Source organism: Bradyrhizobium sp. SZCCHNR1098, from assembly GCF_032489375.1.
Classification (GTDB): Bacteria; Pseudomonadota; Alphaproteobacteria; order Rhizobiales; family Xanthobacteraceae; genus Bradyrhizobium.
In genome coordinates, this window is record NZ_JAUEXY010000005.1 from 265,316 (window position 1) to 285,376 (window position 20,061).

General features: G+C 67.0%; 9 protein-coding genes. 4 read left to right on the plus strand and 5 right to left on the minus strand.

What is annotated here, in order from left to right; translation table 11 throughout:
- Positions 1–4 precede the first annotated feature (4 nt).
- Together QX135_RS13880 and QX135_RS13885 are read right to left on the minus strand one after the other, a co-directional pair.
- Positions 5–1,474: a formylglycine-generating enzyme family protein gene (locus QX135_RS13880; protein WP_315772358.1), complete on the minus strand. Its 1,470-nt coding sequence runs from the start codon at positions 1,472–1,474 to the stop codon at positions 5–7.
- Between the two features lie 32 nt (positions 1,475–1,506).
- Complete coding sequence (locus QX135_RS13885; protein ID WP_316234127.1) at positions 1,507–6,801, minus strand: AAA family ATPase; 5,295 nt, start codon at positions 6,799–6,801, stop codon at positions 1,507–1,509.
- A 743-nt stretch (positions 6,802–7,544) separates the two neighbouring features.
- Here QX135_RS13885 and QX135_RS13890 point away from each other — a divergent pair.
- From QX135_RS13890 to QX135_RS13905, 4 genes are all read left to right on the plus strand, one after another.
- Positions 7,545–8,552 (plus strand): efflux RND transporter periplasmic adaptor subunit, encoded by a 1,008-nt coding sequence (locus tag QX135_RS13890; RefSeq protein WP_410052053.1) that lies wholly within the window; start codon positions 7,545–7,547, stop codon positions 8,550–8,552.
- A complete protein-coding gene (locus QX135_RS13895) occupies positions 8,545–11,697 on the plus strand; it encodes an efflux RND transporter permease subunit (protein ID WP_316181156.1) in 3,153 nt (1,050 codons plus the stop codon). The genes QX135_RS13890 and QX135_RS13895 overlap by 8 nt, the downstream gene beginning before the upstream one ends.
- Before the next feature lie 416 nt (positions 11,698–12,113).
- Complete coding sequence (locus QX135_RS13900) at positions 12,114–12,818, plus strand: hypothetical protein (protein ID WP_316181154.1); 705 nt, start codon at positions 12,114–12,116, stop codon at positions 12,816–12,818.
- A gap of 234 nt (positions 12,819–13,052) precedes the next feature.
- Entirely contained in the window at positions 13,053–13,547 is a 495-nt protein-coding gene (locus QX135_RS13905; RefSeq protein WP_316181152.1) for a hypothetical protein, read from the plus strand.
- Positions 13,548–13,805: 258 nt separating this feature from the next.
- Here the strand turns inward: QX135_RS13905 and QX135_RS13910 are convergent, their stop codons facing one another.
- The 3 genes from QX135_RS13910 to putA all read right to left on the minus strand — a co-directional run bounded on the left by QX135_RS13910 (position 13,806) and on the right by putA (position 20,005).
- Entirely contained in the window at positions 13,806–14,015 is a 210-nt protein-coding gene (locus QX135_RS13910) for a hypothetical protein (RefSeq protein ID WP_316181150.1), read from the minus strand.
- A gap of 968 nt (positions 14,016–14,983) precedes the next feature.
- Positions 14,984–16,231, minus strand: a complete 1,248-nt coding sequence (locus QX135_RS13915; protein WP_316181146.1) for an amidohydrolase family protein — start codon at positions 16,229–16,231, stop codon at positions 14,984–14,986.
- A 120-nt stretch (positions 16,232–16,351) separates the two neighbouring features.
- Positions 16,352–20,005, minus strand: a complete 3,654-nt coding sequence (gene putA / locus QX135_RS13920; RefSeq protein ID WP_316181145.1) for a trifunctional transcriptional regulator/proline dehydrogenase/L-glutamate gamma-semialdehyde dehydrogenase — start codon at positions 20,003–20,005, stop codon at positions 16,352–16,354.
- Positions 20,006–20,061: the final 56 nt, after the last annotated feature.

The following is a 20,061-nucleotide window of genomic DNA, read 5'->3' on the forward strand; positions in this document are numbered from 1 at the left end:
TCCCCTATGGTGAGAGCGCGACGCGGAAACCCAGGGTCGGATGCCGGATGCGGCCGTCATAGCGGTCGCGGCTGCCGGCCCGCGCATCGGCGGCGCCGTTCTTCCACGATCCCGAGCGGATGACGCGGGCATAGCTGCTCTCCTCGAGCCAGGCCGATCCGTCCGCCGGCGCGCCCTTGTAGTTCTTGTGCCAATTGTCGGCGACCCACTGGCCGACGCCGCCGCCCATGTCGAACAGGCCGTAAGGATTGGCCTGGACGCTGCCGATTTTCGGCGGCTGATCCGTCTCGGCCTCGCCGGCGCCGTTGCACCCCCTGCAACTGGCCATGCCCGGGCGCATGCGATCGCCCCACCAATAGCGGGTGCGCTGGCCGCCGCGCGCGGCGTATTCCCACTCGGCCTCGGTCGGCAGCCGGAACGACTTGCCGGTCGCCTTCGACAGCCAGCCGAGATAGGCCTGGGTGTCGTCGTAGCTCAGGTTGGTGACCGGACGATCATCCGCACCGGTCGCGATGTCGGCGCAGCTTGCCGCCGCGACACACTGCCTCCACTCGCCGATCGTGACGGGATACTTGCCGAGCGAGAACGGCCGCACGCTGACCTGATGCGCCGGCTGCTCGGACTCGTCGTCGCCACCCATCGCAAAACTGCCGCCGGCGATCGCGACCAGCTCAGGCACGCGCAACTTCGACTCGGCTTCCGGCGCGGGCCGCGAGATGGCTGCGGTGTCGGATGATCGCGCCAGCGTCGCCTCGAGGGGCGGAGCCGCCTGGCGCGGCGCGATGAAGGCGCTGGACGGCGATCGCGAGGCGTCCTGGGGCGCGCTGGCGGCTTCCAACAGGATCCGGCGCGGCGAAGGCAGCGGCGCGGCAGACTGCGCCTCCCGCTGCGAGCTCGACGATCCGGCCGACCCAGGCGGCGCCTGAATCAGCAGCCCGATCTCGCGTAGCGGCAGCAGCACGCCGCCGAGGAAGACGATGCCGAGGACCACGACGCCGAGCGCTCCACGGATCAGCTTCTTGCGAGCTCCTGCAGCCGGTGCGAACAGGGCCTTCAGCCGGCCGCCCTCACCCGTCTCCTCCTGATCATCGTCGCCGCCGTCGTCCCATCTGTCCGGAAGGGACGCCGCCGGCGCGAGCGACGGGCGCGGACGCACCGGAGAGATAGCTGCAGGTTCTCGTCGAGCCGCACTCTCCGGCTCTGCGATCTCCCATTCGGCGTCGAGCGACTGCTCGAGCGCGCCGCACATCATCAGCAGCAGCCCGCCTTCGCTCTTGCCGGTCCAGCGCTCCTGCACCTCGGGACACTCGACCTGATCCTCGACGCGCAGGAAGCTCGGCGGACGCATCGGGCTGAGCGAGACCTGCACCGTACGGCCGCAGCGCCGGCAGGCCACCGCGCGGGAATCCTCCGGCAGCGCATCCTCGGCAAGCTTGGGAGCCCGCAGCCATTGCAACGCTGAACTCTCGCTCATGCTGTCCTCGCTCGTGATGCCCGCCAACCCCGTCACTGACCCCAGCTGGCGAACACGTCCTTGAACACGCGGTCGCCGTCGGATCCCTTCTCGATCGACAGCAGCGCCCGGTTGCCGCCCTCGTAGACGATCGGAATGTCGAACCACTGCTTGCCCTTGAGAAGCATCAAATTGCGCTTGGTATCGACCTCGTTGGCAGACAGCGCGACCATGAAGTATTTCGGTGTCACCCTGGCGGTCTGGATCACCAGCGCCGTCCCGCGCTCGGCCTCCTCGCCCTTCAGGCCGATGCCCCTCAGGCTGTTGAGGCCGCTCACCGACTGATCCGGCCAGTCGAACTTGAGCTCCATGACGTGGCTCGCCGGCATCTCCATGTCGGCGTTCCGCCGCAGCGAGATCGTGGCCTTGGTGCCGTTCTCGATCTCGATCTCACCCTTGATCGCCGGCGCCGCATCGAGTCGCGGCCCCTTGCTCTGCTCGATCGACCAGGTGACCTTGCCCGGATAACGCTTGCCCTTCGGATCCTGCGGATCCTCATGATAGAGGAACGCCTGCGCCGGTATGCTAACCGGCACGCTCATGCCGACCGTGGCATGCTCCTCGGCCGCGGCGACAACCACCGGCTTGGCCTCCGGCGTGATCCGCTCTGCATTGACCTTATGGGCGCCCGGTTCGCTCGGCAGAGCCGACGCTGCCGTGGCACCGCTCAGGGACAGCTGGACCCATTCCGACGCGCGCTCCCAGGACACCGCCGCACCGACGACTGCAAGCAGTCCGGCCGCGGCAAATGCCATCACCCGCCGGCTCGGCCGACGGCGGCGTGGTGCCGCGGCGTTCTCCGTCGACTTGAACGCCATCTCGACGAGGGAGGGATGAATCTTGATCTCTGTCGCCGGCGCTGCAGAAGTCGCAGCAGAGGCTGGAGCCGCAGCAGCGGCGGCGGGCTCAGTGGTGGCAGAAGCCGCTGCCGCAGCGGGTATCGCAACGACGCCAGGCTTCACGGGCTCTGCCGGCGCGGCGCTCGTGGACTCCGCCTCGATCTCCGCCGTGACCACCTTCTTTTCGGCAGGGCGCTGCGGCACCGCAAACCGATCGGCGACAATGACCGGCGCTTCAGTGACGGCGGCCGCGCGCGGTTGGGTCTGCTCGGCCGTGGCCGGCTGCGCGACGGCCGGAAGCTCGGGCGGAGCCGGAGTCACAACCGGCGTCACCATGTCCGCGGCCGGCTCGCGCGGCGGACGCCGGCGCAGAACGCGAACCTCCGGCGAGGGCTTGGGCGCAGCCGCGCGGCTCTCGGCCCGCTGCGGTATCGCGGGCGCGCTGGGCTTGGCCGCGGCAGCCGTGACGATGTCCGTCCCCGAGCGGCGGGCCATCGACAGATATTTCGCGACGGTGGCGATCTCCTCTTCGAGCGAGTGCGTCGTGATGACCTGCCGTGGCTGCGGCCGCTGCTTCGGCGCCGGCGCGCGGGCCGGCCGCGGCAGCTCGGCGGCCGGTGCATCGGCCGGCCTGGACGTATCAGCGGGCAGCAGCGGAGCTGGGACCGAGGCTGCCCCGACGCCGGCAGGGCGCGCACGCAGCTCGATCCTGCGATCGGGAAAGAGGATCTCGGCGAGATCGCGCAGCGAGGCACCCGGCATCAGCAGCCGCCGCAGCGCCGGCGGAACGCGGCGCTGCGTGTTCGTCTCGGTGCGTTTGACAACAGTATCGTTGCGGCCGGCTTCGACCACGGCCCCGTCGTCGTGAAGCTCGTCGCTGATCAGAACCTTGCGGGCCCGCAGCATCGCCGTCAGTTCGCGCAGATCGGAGCGGGAGGCGTGGTCGATGACCAGAAGATCGAAGGTGCCGATCCGGGCCGGCAGCAACTCGGCGACACGCCAGGCCGGCATCACGTGACAGGGAATCTCCTCGAGCCAGCCGTCCAGAGACCTGCGCGCGGCAAACCGAAGTCGGCGCGCGGTCGGGCCGGAGCAGGCCGACGCCATCTTCTGCATCGAGTCCCTGAACCGCTTCACCGCTTGCCTGACGGCGCCGCCCGCATTCTGCGCGATGCCCAGCGACATGCGGGCGCCGATCACCGCTTCGAACAGGGCCAGCGACCGCGTCTCCAGCCGCGCGCGCTGAGCCGCGAGGTCATGCAGCAGCTGCCGCTCCTCCGCACTTTCGATCCGCATCAGCACGGCCCAATTCCAGGCCGCCACCCATTCCGCGAGCGTCGCCGCATCCTTCGCCTCGCCCGCGGCCGGCGCGGACCGCAGCCGCTGCGCCAGACTCGGCGCGCCCGCTGCAGTCGCCATCCGGCAGGCGGTCCTGACGAGTTCGTAGTCCGCGCTGGCCTCGCGGATCTTCTCCATGGTCGCGAGAATGCCTGTCCACCGCGTCTCGAGCTCCTCGGGCTCCGTCTCGGCGTCACCGACCCGCGACAGCACGTCATCCTGAACGGAGACGGCAAGCTCTCCCGCCCGGGCGAACAATTCGCCCAGCCGCGCAAGCTCGACCAGCGGTCCCGATACGCGCGTCATGACGGTCCGGATCGCCGCGCCGAACGCGGCCAGCCGCTGCGCATCCGCCAGCATCGCCCTGACCTCGCCGTCCGGCATCGACAGCTTGCAGCAGGCATCGGCCACGTTGCGGACGGCGAGCGCGGCCGTCACGATGGCGGCCTCGACGCTCTTGACGATGTGCTCGAGGTCATCGAACGTCCGCGCCGATTCCAATTGAAGCGCGGGTGCATCGATCTGCGTCGCGATCGACGTCCAGCGCGCGCGCAACGCATGCAGGTCGTGGCGCCACAGCAGGAAGCGCCCGACATATTGCCAGTCCGCCGGCTTCGACGGCGCGGCACCGTCCACCGTGATCGCTTCGACGGCGGCCTTCAGCGCGCGGCGCGAGGGCGAGAACCGCGCGAACGGCTTCTCGCCGGCCGCAAGCCGCTCGACCACGCGGATCGCGTCCTTCCTGGTGAACGCCTCGACCGGCGCCTGCACCTGGCGCCTTGCGAATTCGGCGCTCCGCGACAGTTGGAACGAGGCATCACGCGCCCAACCCACGACCTTGTCGAGACCTGCGGGAGCGTCAGCCTTTGCGGCACCGAGCGGCGACAGCCGCGCGAGCCAGGTCTCTTCGGCGATGACGCGATGGCCGGCTACCAGCGCATCGAGGTCGGCCGCCAGGCGGGTGGTTGCGTCAAGCCCGAAGGTCGCGATGGCGTCGAGCGCGAGATCCTCGTCGCGGCCTGCGTCCGACGTCAGCCCTGCCTGGTGCTGCAGCTCCGCGTGCAGACGCAGGATCGCGGCGGTATCGGGAAGCACCGCGAGCTCCGGCAACTCGTCATCGATATGCTTGAGATCAGTGGCAAGCCGCAGCCGCGCTTCGCGCGCCTTGTCGACCGCCGTGACGAGCGGGTCCGTAGCCGCGAGCAGGCGCTTCGGCCGGTCGGTGAACCAGGCGTGAATGTCCAGCTCGCCGATCAGCGCATCGAACAGATCGAACGGCAGCTCCGGCAAGCCGCCGGCGAGCCGCAGATTGCGCCCGACGATCTCGGCGATCTCGTCGTCCAGCGATGCGATCTGCGTGCGCTTCGAGATGATGTCGCGCTCGAGCCGGCCGATCTGACCGACATGGTCGCGCAGATTGGTCGCGTCCAGGATCGATTGCAGCCGGCCCGCCAGGGCTTCGGCCTTCCTGAGCACGTCCTTGTCGGAGCCGGTCGAGCTGACGGTCAGCTCGCGAATGGCCGGCGGCAGCTTCTGATGCAGCAGGGAAAGTGCAGCCTCGTCCCTGGACACGACGAGGACGCGCGAGCCGAGCGCGAGGTGATGGCAGACGACGTTGGCGAGCGCCGTGATCCGATCGTCCCGCGCGACGGACTGGACCATCAGGCCATCCGACCGGGACAGCTCGCGCACGATTTCGACATCCTCCACGACCGCCGGCAACGGGAAGAACAGATCTCCCTGCTCGATGGCGGCAGGCTTGGGCGCAGGCGCAAGGTCGATCGGGCCGCCGACGACGCTGGACAGATGCCGGCGCAAATTGGCGTGCCCTCGTTTATCCGGCTGCGACAGCAGCGCGCTCACGGCTTCCGACAGGCAGCACTCGCTTTGCGGCGCATGCACGATCGCATTCTTGAGGCAGTCGATGTCGCGCAGGGCGAGGCTCTCCGGCCGACGCCGCGCGGAGATGACCCAGCGTCCCGCCGCGATGGCAGCCTCCGCGGCCTCCATCGCCGGCGCATCGTCCGAAGACGCGAAATTGCGCGACGTCTTGTAACCGGATTGCGCGCCTGCGGCGCTCAGGATCTGATCGAGGCCGATCGGCGTGAACGGCGACAGCTCTGCGCGCTGCTCCAGCGCCTCGACCAAGCGATCCGGCTTGTCGCGCACGGCAAGCGCCGCGTCCGGTGCCACCGCATCCAGCGCCCTCAAATTGACGGCTGCGCCGACGAAGCGCGGCCGGACCCTGACCTCGGCATCCGGACGCGCGATGATCTCGATCTCGACCGCGCGCTCGAACAGCGGCAACTCGAATTCGCGCCCGCCCTGCCGCCACGATGACAGCGCGATGCCCCACAGGACCTCCATCGCCTGATCGGCGCGGGTCGCGGCGGCCATGTCGCGCAGCCGCTGGTGGATCGCCATCGTACGGCGGCGCATGCGCTCGGTGTCGGCCCAGACGGTCCATGGCCCGCTGATATAGCGCTCGATCCGCTGCACGAAGTCAGGGCGCTGCTCCAGGCGCAGCCGTCCGGTCCAGGCGCCCAGCGCCGGGGCCGGCGAAAAATCCTCGGGCCGTGCGTGGCGGGCAAAGGTGAGGCGGTTCTTCTCGATCTCGTCGACCGTGACCAGGATGCTCTCGTGCTGCGATGGACGACGGTCGGGGTCGGACGACGGCTCGACCCAGGTTTTGAGATCGTCGTCGATGGCGGGCGGCTCCGTCGCGGCGAGCGCCTCGACGGCGAGCCACACCGGGCCGTCGACATCGAAGGTATTGAGCACCACGCCCGGCAGACCCGCCAGCTCCTCCTGGTCGAGCGTGAAGCCGTGATCGTCGGCGAATGGATGATCCGGCTGCCGCTCCGCCGGAGAGGCATCGGCACGAATGATCTCGGTCAGACTGCCGAGCACGTCCTGCAACGGCTCGACGGCCGATCCCGTGCCGAGCACTTCGCTCGTCGAGAACGCCCAGGCGTCGGTCGGCGACTGCGGCTCCAGGGCCGCGGCGCCGATAGCACCAAGCAGCCGCATGCCGTGATCGGCGGCACTGCTCTGCGCCTTGCGATCGCCCGCGCCGGCCTCGTTGGGCCGCACATTCACCAGCTGGCTCATCGCGCAGATCCTTCTCTGAAGTCGGCCGCGACGTCGGCACGAGCGCGGCGAGAGGCTGACCGACAAGGATGGCCCTGCGCATGATCACGGTGCGCCGGGCGATCGGAGAGTGGGTTCAGAGTGGACAAGCTTGCCTCGCTGCAACGTCGACGGAACTCCCGACTCGTTGCGGAGGGGTATGGCGAAGTGAGGTCACATCAATGACCCGACAGGTAGATGAATGTGACGATTCTCGCTCCCGTAGGCGAATCGGGAAAAAATCCCGGGTCATTCGATGAGGAAAATCGTGCGTAAGAAGTTTGTTGGTCTTGGCTTTTCGTGTAGCGCGGCGCGTGTGGCCGGCAACAAGCTTGGGCTGCGGACGAATACGCTGGAATGTGTCTAAGAATACTTCTAACGCTCAAGAAGAAATATCGGGACGCATGCCGAACGCCCGATCTCCCCGCCGCAGCGCGGCTGCGGTCCAGGTTCGGCCACTTGCCTGCCGCGCATGCGGCTCGCTTGCGAGACAGGCGCCACAAGCATCGGTGCCGGGCGTGCATTGCACTGCGTCGCTCCCTCCGCAGGTACCGTGATCGCATCGACGGAAGCGGCGCGGACAGGACGCGCGCGATGGCCCGACGAAGTCCTATGCGGTGGCTCCCGGCCGGCGCTGCTTGAAACACCCTCGAAGCTGAAGTAGCTGTTGTCGCAATGACATCGACGTCGTCCAGACGTTTCCCCGATCGATGGGCCGGGACTGCATGGTGAGGCAACGGACGAGAGCTGCGGCCGCATGCGGTGCCATGCTGTTCACGCTGGTTTCCCTGTCGTCGCGCGCGCAGGCGCAGTCTGACGGCGCGGCAGGCCGTGAACCGGCAACGGTCAAGCTTTCTGCAACGCAACAGAAGCAGATCGGACTCCAGACCGCCGTGCTGGCCGCGGAATCCCATCCCGAGCAGTTTCGCGCCTACGGCACGGTGCTGGACGTCGGCAGGCTGACCGACCTGACCAACAACTACGCCAATGCCCAGGCGCAGCTGCAGACGGCGCAAGCGAAACTCGACGTCGCAAGGCTCGCATTCGAGCGCGCCCGCGACCTCGTGCAGTCGGCGGCGATGCCGCGGAAGGACGCAGAGGCGGCGGAGGGCACGTTCCGGACCGATCAAGCCACCCTGGCTGCCGCCGAATCGCAAGTGAAGACCCTGATGGCGACGGCGCGGCAGGAATGGGGCGCGGTCATCGGAAGGGGCATCATCGAGCGCTCGCCGCAGGTCGTGCAATTGATCGAACGCGAGCAGCTGCTGGTGCAGGTCACGCTGCCGCCCGGCGTGACCTTGGCAGGGCCGCCGCGCGGCGCGCTGGCGCAGGCGCCCACCCGCAGCGCCAACATCGATCTGCGCTATTTGTCGGCTGCGCCGCGAACGGATCCGCGGATCCAGGGCGTGAGCTATTACTTCGTCGCCGCTGGCGACAGCGGGCTGCTGCCGGGGATGAACACCACCGCCTACGTGCCCTCGGGCAAGTCGTTCGACGGCGTCTTTGTCGAGGACACCGCGATCGTGCAATGGCAGGGCCGCTCGTGGGTCTATTTGCGCGCCGGTCCCGAGCTCTTCAAGCGCCACCCGATCCGCACCGATCAGCCGGTGTCCGACGACGACTATGTCGTGCAGGACATTCCGTCGGGCTCCGAGATCGTCCTGCGCGGCGCGCAGGTGCTGTTGTCGGAGGAGGCCAAGAGCGAGTTGCGCGGCGGCGGCGACGATGATTGACGGCGTTCGCGGCGCCGCGGCCGGCCCCCAGGCGGCGCTGATCTCGTTTGCCATCCGCTTCCGCGGCATCGTGCTGGGGGTGGCCTGCACCATTCTCGGCTACGGCATCTTCTCGCTGGGCAGCGCAAATTACGCGGTCTTTCCCGAATTCGCCCCGCCGCAGGTCTCGATCCAGACGGAGGCCCCCGGGCTCAGTCCCGAACAGGTCGAGGTGCTGGTCACGCAGCCGATCGAAACCGCGATCAACGGTCTCGCCGGCGTCGAGAGCATGAGGTCGTCGTCGATCCAGGGACTGTCCGTCATCTCGGTCATTTTCCAGCCCGGCACCGAGGTCTTCCGGGCGCGGCAATTGGTGACCGAGCGACTCGCGGTCGTCGCCGGCAGCCTGCCACAGGGCGTGCGGGCGCCATCGATGACGCCGCTGGTGCCGGCGGCCGGCACCGTGCTGGCGATCGGGCTGACCTCCGAGCAGCGCTCGCTGATGGATCTTCGCACGATCGCCGATTGGACCGTGAGCCGACGGCTGCTGGCCGTCGCGGGCGTGGCGCAGGTCACGACCTATGGCCGGGACATCCGGTCGCTCCAGGTGCAGGTGCGGTCCGACGACCTTGTCCGCTTCGGCGTCGGCATGAACGACGTCGTCGCCGCCGCGCGCAAGGCCACCGGCGTGCGCGGTGCCGGCTTCGTCGACACCGCCAATCAACGGGTCATCCTGCAGACACAGGGCCAGTCGCTCACACCCGAGCAGCTGGCGCGGACGGTCCTGCTGCACCAGGGCGGCGCCAGCGTGGTGCTCGGCGACGTCGCGACGGTCGTGAACGCGCCGGAGCCGCCGATCGGAGGCGCGCTGATCAACGGCCAGCCCGGCATCATGATGATGATCAGCCAGCAGTTCGGCGCCAACACCCGCAACGTCGCGGCGCGCGTCGAGGCCGCGCTGCGGGATCTGCGCCCGGCGCTCGACAGCGAGAATGTCAGGCTGCACGCCGATCTGTTTCGTCCGGCGACCTTCATCGACGCGGCGACGCAGAACGTGCTGTACGCGCTGCTGATCGGCGGCGCCCTGGTCATCATCGTGCTGTTGCTGTTCCTCTACGACTGGCGCACCTCCGTCATCAGTTGCACCGCGATCCCGCTGTCGCTGTTCTCGGCCGTGCTGGCCCTGCAGTGGATGGGACAGAGCCTGGACACGATGACCCTCGGCGGCCTCGCCATCGCGATCGGCGAGGTGGTCGATGACGCCGTGATCGGCGTCGAGAACGTGGTGCGCCGGCTGCGCGAGAACCGCGGCCTGCCGTCGCCGCGCAGCGAAGCGCGTGTGGTCTACGATGCCATGCTCGAGGTGCGCAGCGCGGTCGCCTATGCGACTTTCGCCGTGCTCCTGGTGTTCGTGCCGATCCTTGCGCTGCCGGGCCTCGCCGGCCGGCTGTTCGGACCGCTCGGCATCGCCTACATCCTCGCCGTGGTGGCCTCGCTGATCGTCGCGCTGACGGTCACGCCGGCGCTGTCGATGCTGCTGCTGGCCGGCCGGAAGCCGCGCGAGGAACACGAGCCGCCGCTGGTGCGCTGGTCGCGCGGCTCCTACGAGATGCTGTTGCGGCGGCTCGGCCGCTTTCCCAAATCCGTCATGTTGACGGCCGTGCTGGTGACCGCCGGCGGCGCAAGCCTGGTTCCGTTCTTCGGCGGCACCTTCCTGCCCGACCTGAAGGAAGGTCACCTGATCCTCCACGTCTCGACGCTGCCGGGCACCTCGCTCGACGAATCGCTGCGGCTGGGCACGCTGATCGCCGGGGCCCTGCAGGGCGTGCCGGAGGTCCGCAGCGTGGCGCAGCATGCCGGCCGCGCCGAAGCCGGCGTCGATACCGCGGGCACGCATTCGAGCGAGATCGAGGTCGACCTGAAGCCGGGCCTGTCCGGCGAACAGCAGGAGCTGGCGCAGCAGCGCATCCGCGCCGCGCTCGCCAACTTCGCCGGCATCAACCTGTCGATCAAGACCTACCTGACCGAGCGCATCGAGGAGACCCTGTCCGGCTTCAACGCCGCCGTGGTCATCAACGTGTTCGGCCCCGATCTCGACGATCTCGAGCGCGCGGCGCGCGACATCGCGCGCGAACTCGGCGAGGTCTGGGGCGCGATCGACATCCAGCAGCAGTCGCCGCCGGGCATGCCGCAGGTCAACGTGACCCTGCGCCCGACCGATCTGCAATCCTGGGGCCTGGACGCGGTCGAGGTGCTGGAATTGATCCGCACCGCCTATCAGGGCGACGTGGTCGGCCAGGCCTATGAAGGCAACGTGGTCTTCAACGTCATCGTCAAGCTCGACCCCGATGCGAGCGCCCGCCCGACCGAGATCGGCAACATGCCGATCCGGACGCCGAGCGGCGCCTACATCCTCCTGAAGCAGGTCGCGGACATCTACGGCACCGCGGGGCGCTACGTCGTGCTTCATCGCAATGGGCAGCGCGCTCAGACCGTCACCGCCAATGTCGCCGAGCGCGATCTCGAATCCTTCGTGGCCGCGGCCAAACGGAAGATCGCCAAGGAGGTCAAGCTGCCGCCGGGCGCGCATGTCGAGTTCACCGGCGCGGCCGAGGCGCAGGCCAAGTCGCGGCGCGACCTGCTGGTGAATTCGCTGCTGGCGACGATCGGCATCGTGCTGCTGCTGTCCTTCGTCACCGGGCACTGGCGCAACCTGGTGCTGGTGCTGATCAACCTGCCGTTCGCCTTCGTCGGCGGCGTCATCGCCGTCGCATTGACCGGCGGCGTGCTGTCGCTGGGCTCGATGGTGGGCTTCGTGACGCTGTTCGGGATCGCGCTGCGCAACTCGATCCTGATGATCTCGCATTACGAGCATCTGGTCGTCGCCGAAGGTCGCGCCTGGAATCTGGAGACCGCGATCGCCGGCGCCGCCGACCGCCTGGTGCCGATCCTGATGACCTCGCTGGTGACCGGCCTCGGCCTGCTGCCGCTCGCGCTCGGCGCCGGCGAGCCGGGCCGCGAGATCGAGGGGCCGATGGCGGTGGTCATCCTCGGCGGACTCCTGACCTCGATGGCGCTCAACCTGCTGGTGCTGCCGACGCTGGCGCTGCGCTTCGGACGGTTCGCGCGCGGCGTGCACGCCCGCGGAGATGTCGCGGCGAGCTGATCTTGGGCGTTAGACGTCCGCGACGTTCGCCGCACTGCTCGACGCTTCACCGTGCGGGCCGGATGAAGGAGATTAACTTCCGACCCGTGTTGACGAGCTTGCCACTGGTCAACTGCAGACCTTCGCGACCGAATTCCCGGCGTCCGCATTCAGCCCATTACGGACGTGGAGGGCTGCTGATATTCGCGATCGAACCGGGCTGGATCACTATGTCCGGGTTACCTCCGGTCGCGACCGTCAGCGCGGACATCCTGGGGCGGCAGCCATGGGCCACCAGCAGACATTCACAGTCTCTTAAGCCCGTAAGGACCAGCGCCGATTGGGCGTATTCACAAGATAGTGCCACTTTGATACTCCTCGCGGCATTGAGCAACTCCATAGGGATTTGACTTCGTTCTCTGCCTGCGGGTGCAAATGTGGTTCAGAAGAAAGTCGCCCCTCGTCTTTTTGTGATATTTGCGCGTGAAGCACATGAAGCCGTCATCTTCCGTCGGGGTCCGTCGGACTGGTTTCATATCGTTCGCTGGGACACCAAGAACGATAAGTTCCATCCGGGCGCCTGGCTGAAAGGACGCATCTATCCTGAGAAATGCGATTTGTCGCCTGACGGCAAATTGCTTCTGTCGTTCATCCATCAAGGACGCAAACTGAAAACTGACTACAGGTCGGCGTGGAGCGCTATCAGCCGGAGTCCCTGGCTTCATGCCCTTGGGCTGTGGCCCCAGGGTACGACGTATGGCGGAGGCGGACGCTTTACAGACGATCGAAGCGCCGTCCTCAGATTTTATCCGGTAGCAGCACATCCAGATCACCCGGGAGCTGGGCTCAATGTCAGCTTCATTGCCTTCGACACGAGTTTTGAGAGAAAATACGATCTTGCTCCCTTACATCAGTCGACCCAGGAAATTGAGGGAGCTGAGTGGACCGATCGAGATCAACGCGGCAGATTAATCTACGCGGCTGATGGCAAGCTCATCTGCGCGGCTACAAAGACACGGGAAGCGATCTGCCTCGCCGACTTCAACAATCTCGTTCCGGACCCGCAACCGCCCCCTTTCTCCGCAACTGTGCCGCTCGGAGCGAAAAAGCTTCAGCGACGTGTCGAACGTAAACAAAGATAGCAGCATCATCTGGACTTGAGATCGTATATCAACGCGGATGGATTCTCTTTTCTCTTTTGGTAGACGGCGCAACCCAGTAGCTCGTTCGCTAATATCCGCTCTGGGGTCAGGAGCGGAAGTCTGGGAAATCTAGTTTGGACAACGAAGTAGCCCGTCTGGAATAACGACTACTTTGCGCAAAAGACAAACGGCTGTATCTTCAGGTTAACCGGTCGGCTTCTGATTAGACATGCAATGTTCGACGATTACTCGCCCAAATCAATCCAAACACTGACTATTGTTTCGGGAAAGCCTGGATGGGCGCCCGTCTTTCTCGCCACTCTCATTGTCCTTGCAATAGCAGGGTTGGCGAGCGGGATTGCGGCGCCTAGAGATCCGGCCGGAGCAATTGTCATCCTCGTCGTCATTCTTTGCGTTCTTGTTTTTCGAGCTACAGTCCAATGGATCGCGGAAATAGATCAGGTGGCTCGTCGTTTGACGATATCAAAACGACGCTTAGGCGGTCGCTTACTGACGGTGACGGCACGTTGCTCGTTCGATGAGTGCAGCGAAGTAGGAGCTGTCCAGTACACGGACCCTGTTTGCGCCAAAATCTATTTGAAATTAGGGCGAGGCGGAAAATATGAAATTCCAGTGGAAGGTTCTAATTTCAATGAGGCCGCGAAAATCGCCTCGGAATTGTCGAGTCTAACTGGAATCCCAAGAGGTCTCGACAGGTTCTCGAATTAGCGAGCGGTGTTCTTGAGATATGTCGCTAACGTACGTCCGGTCAGGGTCAAAGACTGAAATTCTCATGCCGAGCAGATCTCTTCTGCACAACCTCGAATAACCGACATGGCACGGCCTGATGGCTTCTCTCGGGCGGGCGATCGGCTGTCCTTCCGAAAGTCGGTGTATCCCAGATAACTGCCGACTTGCCGCAGTGCCGCAAGTCGGCAGCCATGGGCCACAAGCCGACCTGGGGTGGTCGCTGCGTATCATTCGAAGCTATTTGTCTGGATCAAGATCAGGGTGTAGGCCTACGATGGGCAGCAGCAATACTGCTCCGCTGCCCATTGCCTCTCCCAGAGCTCTCTTGAACTGCATTTTGACGCCTCCCTCCGCGACATGGGCTTCGATCAGATCGTTCAGGCGATTGAGGCTCTCTCCCATGGCGAGTATCTCGCGAACCATTTTTTCAGCCAAAGCACGTTCCATGTTTATGCCTCCAACGGAGAGAATGTCAGCATTGGGTCACGAGCTGCCTTCCCGAACGAGCTAGCGTCACAGCTGGTGTACCTCGGATAGTTGCCGACTTGATGCAGCGCCGCAAGTCGGCAGCCTCCGGGGCCATTCAGAGTCCGGTCGGGCGACCCGTCACGTCCGTAATTCGCCCTTCTCGGACCTTCCGGCCGCCGCCAAAGACGTCGGCCGGCTGGGCTTGAGCGGATATGCTTCTCGAGACTTGTACGGGCCCGGAGCCAGGCGCGCACGACCGACAAGTAGACCTCTGATGCGATGCGCCCAAAATCTGATTTTTACTCACCGCCTCAAGCACATCACCCTTGTCCAGTCCTCCCACGGAAAATATTCTACTTTCGTTTTTCAGAAAAACATGATTGATTATGCGTATCCCGTCCCGCCATGAGGGGCGCTTCGCGATCGTCACGAGACGTGGGTGCGGGATGCGGTGGGTGCATTGGATCGCAGCGCGAGCAATCGTGCGGACGAACGAGCCCGATGCGCCGGCGAAATCGTAGGGTCCTGGCCTCCCGGTGCTGAGGCCAAGCGGACGGTGACGATGATCCGTTCGTGACGGGGGCAAGACAGCCGGTCCCCGGGGAGAGGACGTATAAGCCGCCCAACCATCGCGCGGGGAATGCCGGGATGTCTCGGTTGAACCTGTGGTACCTGCCGCCTGCATTTTTTTCGCAGGCGGGCCATGGGGGCGGCCAGCTCCCGGCATTCCCTGCGCCCTCTTCGTCGATGAGGGCGAAACGACCCGCACAACTCGGACGCACGGAGCGCCGCGAGGCCGAATGACTGCGTTCTAAGAAGCACTCATCGCAGATGTCGGCGCCCGCAGCGTCGAGGCGGCGGAGAGACGATGGACGTCCCGCATGACAGCGCGCACAAACGCTGGGACTGTCGACCATTGGCCCGGTGGATTTCGGCGCCGAGTTGCCTCAGGCGTTCAGCCGGTCGATGTGGACCTTGCCCGCCTTCATCACCAGCGGAATGTGATCGCCCTGGCCGAGCAGGCACGAGACGTCGCGCAGCGGATTGCCCTCGACCACGAGCAGGTCGGCGAAGGCGCCGGGCGCGATGCAGCCGAGCCTGCCCTGCATGCCCAGCACCTCGGCGCCGACCACGGTCGCGCTGGCAATGACCTCGCGGGCACCGAGGATCTCGGCGCGGATCCGGAATTCATCGCTCTGCAGGCGCTGCGACGGACCGAGCAGGTCGCTGCCGAAGCCCATCTTGACGCCGGCGTCGCGGTAGATGCCAAGCGAGCGCAGGCCGGCATCGCGCACATCGGCGATCTTGGCGACGCTCTCCGGCGGCAGGCCATACTGCGCGCCCTCATTGGCGAGCGCCTCATAGGTGACGAGCGTCGGGATGACATAGACGCCCTTCTCGGCCATCAGGCGCGCGGTCGGAAGGTCGACCAGATTGCCGTGCTCGATGGTGCGCACCCCGCAATGGACGGCGCGGGCGATGGCTTCCGCCGTGTAGGCATGCGCCAGGACGTAGGTCTGCCGCGCGCGGGCCTCGGCGACGATGGCGCGGATCTCGTCCTCCGAATAGCCGAACGCACCGACGGGATCGGTCGGCGAGGCCACGCCGCCGGACGCCATGATCTTGATCTGGTCGGCGCCCATCTGCAACTCCTCGCGCACCGCCTTGCGCACCGCGTCGACGCCATCGGCCACGCGGGCCAGCGCGCCGACGCGCACGCAGCAGGGACAGGGTGCGTTGTCGGACAGGAAATCCGTGCGCGCCCGCATGTCGCCATGGCCGCCGGTCTGGCTGAGCGCCCGGCCGGAGACGAACAGCCGCGGGCCTTCGGTGAGGCCGGTGTCGACCGCCTGCTTCAGCGGATAGCCCGCGCCGCCGGCGTCACGCACCGTCGTAAAGCCCCGCCGCAGCATGCCCTTCAGCAGCAGCGCCGAGCGCAGGGTCACCAGCACGTTCGGCATCTGCACTTGTTGTGCGAGATTGAGCTCGACCGCGATCGCATGCACGTGCAGATCGATCAGGCCGGGCATCAGCGTCTTGCCCTCGAGGTCGATGGTCTGATCGGCGCTGGTCTGCAGCGGCTTGTCCGAGACCTCCTTGATCAGATTGCCCTCGACCAGAACGTGCTGCCCCTCGAGCAGGTCGGGCTGCAGCGGGTCGAGCAGTGCGGCATTCTTGAACAGGATGGTCGACATCAAGGTGTCCTCGATCTGTACGAAGCGTGCGTCAGCGGGCGGAGCGGGCCGACGATGACGGTGTTCTCCCCTATCCTGTCCTGCGGCCTCGAGCCAGCCCGGGACGGAATACCTGTCTTCTCAGCCGATCGACATCAGGCTGGCATTGCCGCCGGCGGCCGCGGTGTTGGTGGAGAGACTGACTTCGGTGACCAGCCGGTCGAGATCGTAGCAGCCGTCGCTGGCGCGCGGCGTGACGAGCAGGACGATCGGTCCGGGGCGCGTGGCGAGGTCGCGGCCGAGCGCGATCAATTCATCCGCCTCGCCGTCGGCAAGCACGGCCTGCAGATCGCCGAGAGCCCGCCAGCTGTCGACGATCCGCAGGCGGCCGCGCAGCCGGCTGGCGAGCGGTCCCAACACGGCACAAGCAGGGCTGGCGCGTTCGACGAACGCGTCGTTCCCGGTCATCAGAATGACGCCGATCTGGACCAGCAACGCCTGCTCGCTTCGCGCCAGTGCGGCGACGACGCCGCGCGCGGTGATGCGATAGATGTTCTGTTCGCCGACGGGTCCTGGCAACTCGATCTTGAGCCCGGCCAGCACCTGGGGCCCATGCGCCTCGCACGCCAGCGCCGCCTCGGCGTGTCCGCTGGCGCGCAACCCGTCGAGATAAGAGCGCAAGACCGCGTCAGACTGCGACGCCACGAGCCGCTGGCGCGGCGGCATCGCGAACAGCCGGCGCAGATACAGCGGACCGCCGGCCTTCGGCCCGGTCCCCGACAGGCCGGAGCCGCCGAATGGCTGCACGCCGACCACCGCACCGATCACGTTGCGGTTGACGTAGATGTTGCCCGCCGCGCTGTGGCTCGAGGCGCGGGCAATCGTCTCCGTGATGCGCGAATGGATGCCGAAGGTCAGGCCATAGCCGGTGAGGTTGATCGCGTCGATGAGGTCAGCGAGCTGCTCGCGACGGTAGCGCAGGACGTGGAGCACGGGGCCGAACACCTCGCGCTCGACATCGAAGATGTTGCCAATTTCGATGATGGTCGGCGCGACGAACGTGCCATGCGCCGCCTGCGGCGGCAGCGGCAGCCGCTCCACGGCATGGCCGCGCGCCTGCATCGTGGCGACATGCGCATCGAGCGCGTCGCGGGCCTCGCCGCTGATCACCGGGCCGACATCGACCGACAACGACGCGGGATTGCCGAGTTCGAGCTCGCGCAGCGCGCCGCGCAGCATCGACAGGATGCGGTCGGCGACGTCTGCCTGCAGGCAGAGGATGCGCAGCGCCGAACAGCGCTGGCCAGCGGAGTCGAAGGCGGAAGCGATGACATCGCCGACAACCTGCTCGGCGAGCGCCGAGGAATCCACGACGAGCGCGTTCTGGCCGCCGGTCTCGGCGATCAGCGGCACGGGCCGTCCATGGACGGTGAGGCGCTCGGCAAGCTGTTTCTGGATCAGCCGCGCGACGTCGGTCGATCCCGTGAACATCACGGCCTGCACGCTGTGATCGCCGACCAGCGCGGCGCCGACGCGGCCGTCGCCCGGCAGCAATTGCAGGACATCCGCCGGCACGCCCGCCTCGTTGATGATGCGAACCGCTTGGGCGGCGATCAGCGGCGTCTCCTCGGCAGGTTTCGCCAGCACCGGATTGCCGGCCGCGAGTGCGGCTGCGACCTGGCCGGTGAAGATCGCGAGCGGAAAATTCCACGGGCTGATGCAGGCCACGGGGCCGAGCGAGTCGGGACTATCGCCCTCGGAGAGACGTTCGATCTCGCCCGCATAATAGCGCAGGAAATCGACGGCTTCGCGCACCTCGCCGACGGCGTTCGCAAAGGTCTTGCCGGCCTCGCGGACGATCAAGCCGATGAGGACGAGGCGACGCGCCTCCATCGCCTCGGCCGCGGCACGCAGGCATGCGGCGCGCGCGCGCGGGCTGGTCGCGGCCCAGGCCGGCGCGGCGTTCGCCGCACGCGACAGCGCCGCCTCGATCTCGGCAGGCGCGGCATCCCTGACCGCGCCGACGACGTCACGGCGATCGGCGGGATTGCGAATGCGGCGCGCGCCTTCGCTGGTGGTCGCTCCGGGCGCCGCAGCCGTCCAATCGAGGCTCGCGCTCGTGACCAGACCTTCGCCGAGACGCGCCAGCGCGCGCTGATCGGAGAGATCGAATCCGGCCGAGTTCACGCGGCCCGGGCCGAACAGGTCGGGCGGACGCCTGATCTTGTCGTGGGCTGCGCCCGGACGTTCCGAATTGCGAACGACGGCGACGGGGTCCGCGATCAGATCATCGACGGAGACGGCGGGATCGGCGATGCGATTGACGAAGGAGGTGTTGGCGCCGTTCTCCAGCAGCCGCCGCACCAGATAGGCCAGCAGCGTCTCGTGCGAACCGACCGGCGCGTAGATGCGGCACGGGCGGCCGAGCCGTGCGGGTCCGACGACCTCCTCGTAGAGCGGCTCGCCCATGCCGTGCAGGCACTGGAATTCGTACTGGCCGCGCTCGTAGCTGGAGCCGGCCATCTCCACGATCGATGCCAGCGTCCGCGCATTATGCGTCGCGAACTGTGGGAACACGGCGTCCGGCGCGCCCAGCAGTTTGCGGGCGCAGGCGAGGTACGACACGTCGGTATGGTGCTTGCGCGTGAAGACCGGAAAGTCTTCCAGACCATCGACCTGGGCGCGCTTGATCTCGCTGTCCCAATAGGCGCCCTTGACGAGGCGCACCATCAGCCGGCGCCGCGTGCGCCGCGCGAGGTCGATGAGCCAATCGACCACGAAGGCGCAGCGCTTCTGGTAGGCCTGGATGACGAAGCCAATGCCGTTCCAGCCGGCGAGGTCGGGATCGAGGCAGAGCGCCTCGAGCAGATCGAGGGACAAATCGAGACGGTCGGCTTCCTCGGCGTCGATGTTGAGGCCGATGTCGTATCGCCGCGCGAGCAGCACCAGCCGCTTCAGCCGCGGCAGCAACTCGTCCATGACGCGGCCGCGCTTGATGCTGACATAGCGCGGATGCAGCGCCGAGAGCTTGATCGAGATGCCCGGCCCTTCGTAGATGCCGGCACCGGCCGAATGCCGCCCGATCGCATGGATCGCCGTCTCGTAGGCCGCGAAGTAGCGCGCGGCGTCGTCCGCCGTCGTCGCCGCCTCCCCGAGCATGTCGTAGGAGTAGCGAAAGCCCAGCGCTTCCCACGGCCGGCTGTTGGACAACGCCGCGTCGATGGTCTGCCCGGCAACGAACTGCTCGCCCATCAGGCGCATGGCGAGCGTCACGCCCTTGCGGATGATCGGCTCGCCGCCGCGAGCGATGAGCCGCGTGACGGCCGAGGCCAGGCTATCCTCGCTTGCCGCGGCCGTCAGCCTGCCGGTGACGATCAGGCCCCAGGTTGCCGCGTTCACCAGCAACGACGGGCTGTGCCCGATATGGGCGCGCCAATCGCCGGTCGCGATCTTGTCGCGGATCAGCGCATCGCGCGTCGCGGTGTCCGGAATCCGCAGCAGCGCCTCGGCCAGGCACATCAGCGCCACGCCCTCCTGGCTCGACAGCGAATATTCGTGGATCAGTCCCTCGACGCCGCCGGATTGCGCCTTGCCGCGCAGACGCAGGACGAGATCGCGCGCGAGATCGGCCGCTCGCGCCGACGATTCCTCCGGAAGCGCGGCGAGATCGAGCAGCGGCCCGATGCACTCCGGCTCGGCGCGGCGATAGGCCGAGGTGATCACAGCGCGCAGCCCGTTCTGGCGCTGGACCCGGGTAACGAACGCGGCGAACGGTCGTGGCGGCGACTGCGACATGACCCGTCTCCTCTGAAGCGATCCCCGTCACTCGCCACGCCTACGCGGCGTTGGCG

Excerpts from the sequence above, each read along its gene's own strand:
- QX135_RS13880 (WP_315772358.1), bottom strand. The coding sequence starts at position 1,474 with ATGAGCGAGAGTTCAGCGTTGCAATGGCTGCGGGCTCCCAAGCTTGCC.
- QX135_RS13885 (WP_316234127.1), bottom strand. The coding sequence starts at position 6,801 with ATGAGCCAGCTGGTGAATGTGCGGCCCAACGAGGCCGGCGCGGGCGAT.
- QX135_RS13890 (WP_410052053.1), top strand. The coding sequence starts at position 7,545 with ATGGTGAGGCAACGGACGAGAGCTGCGGCCGCATGCGGTGCCATGCTG.
- QX135_RS13895 (WP_316181156.1), top strand. The coding sequence starts at position 8,545 with ATGATTGACGGCGTTCGCGGCGCCGCGGCCGGCCCCCAGGCGGCGCTG.
- QX135_RS13905 (WP_316181152.1), top strand. The coding sequence starts at position 13,053 with ATGTTCGACGATTACTCGCCCAAATCAATCCAAACACTGACTATTGTT.
- QX135_RS13910 (WP_316181150.1), bottom strand. The coding sequence starts at position 14,015 with ATGGAACGTGCTTTGGCTGAAAAAATGGTTCGCGAGATACTCGCCATG.
- QX135_RS13915 (WP_316181146.1), bottom strand. The coding sequence starts at position 16,231 with ATGTCGACCATCCTGTTCAAGAATGCCGCACTGCTCGACCCGCTGCAG.
- putA (WP_316181145.1), bottom strand. The coding sequence starts at position 20,005 with ATGTCGCAGTCGCCGCCACGACCGTTCGCCGCGTTCGTTACCCGGGTC.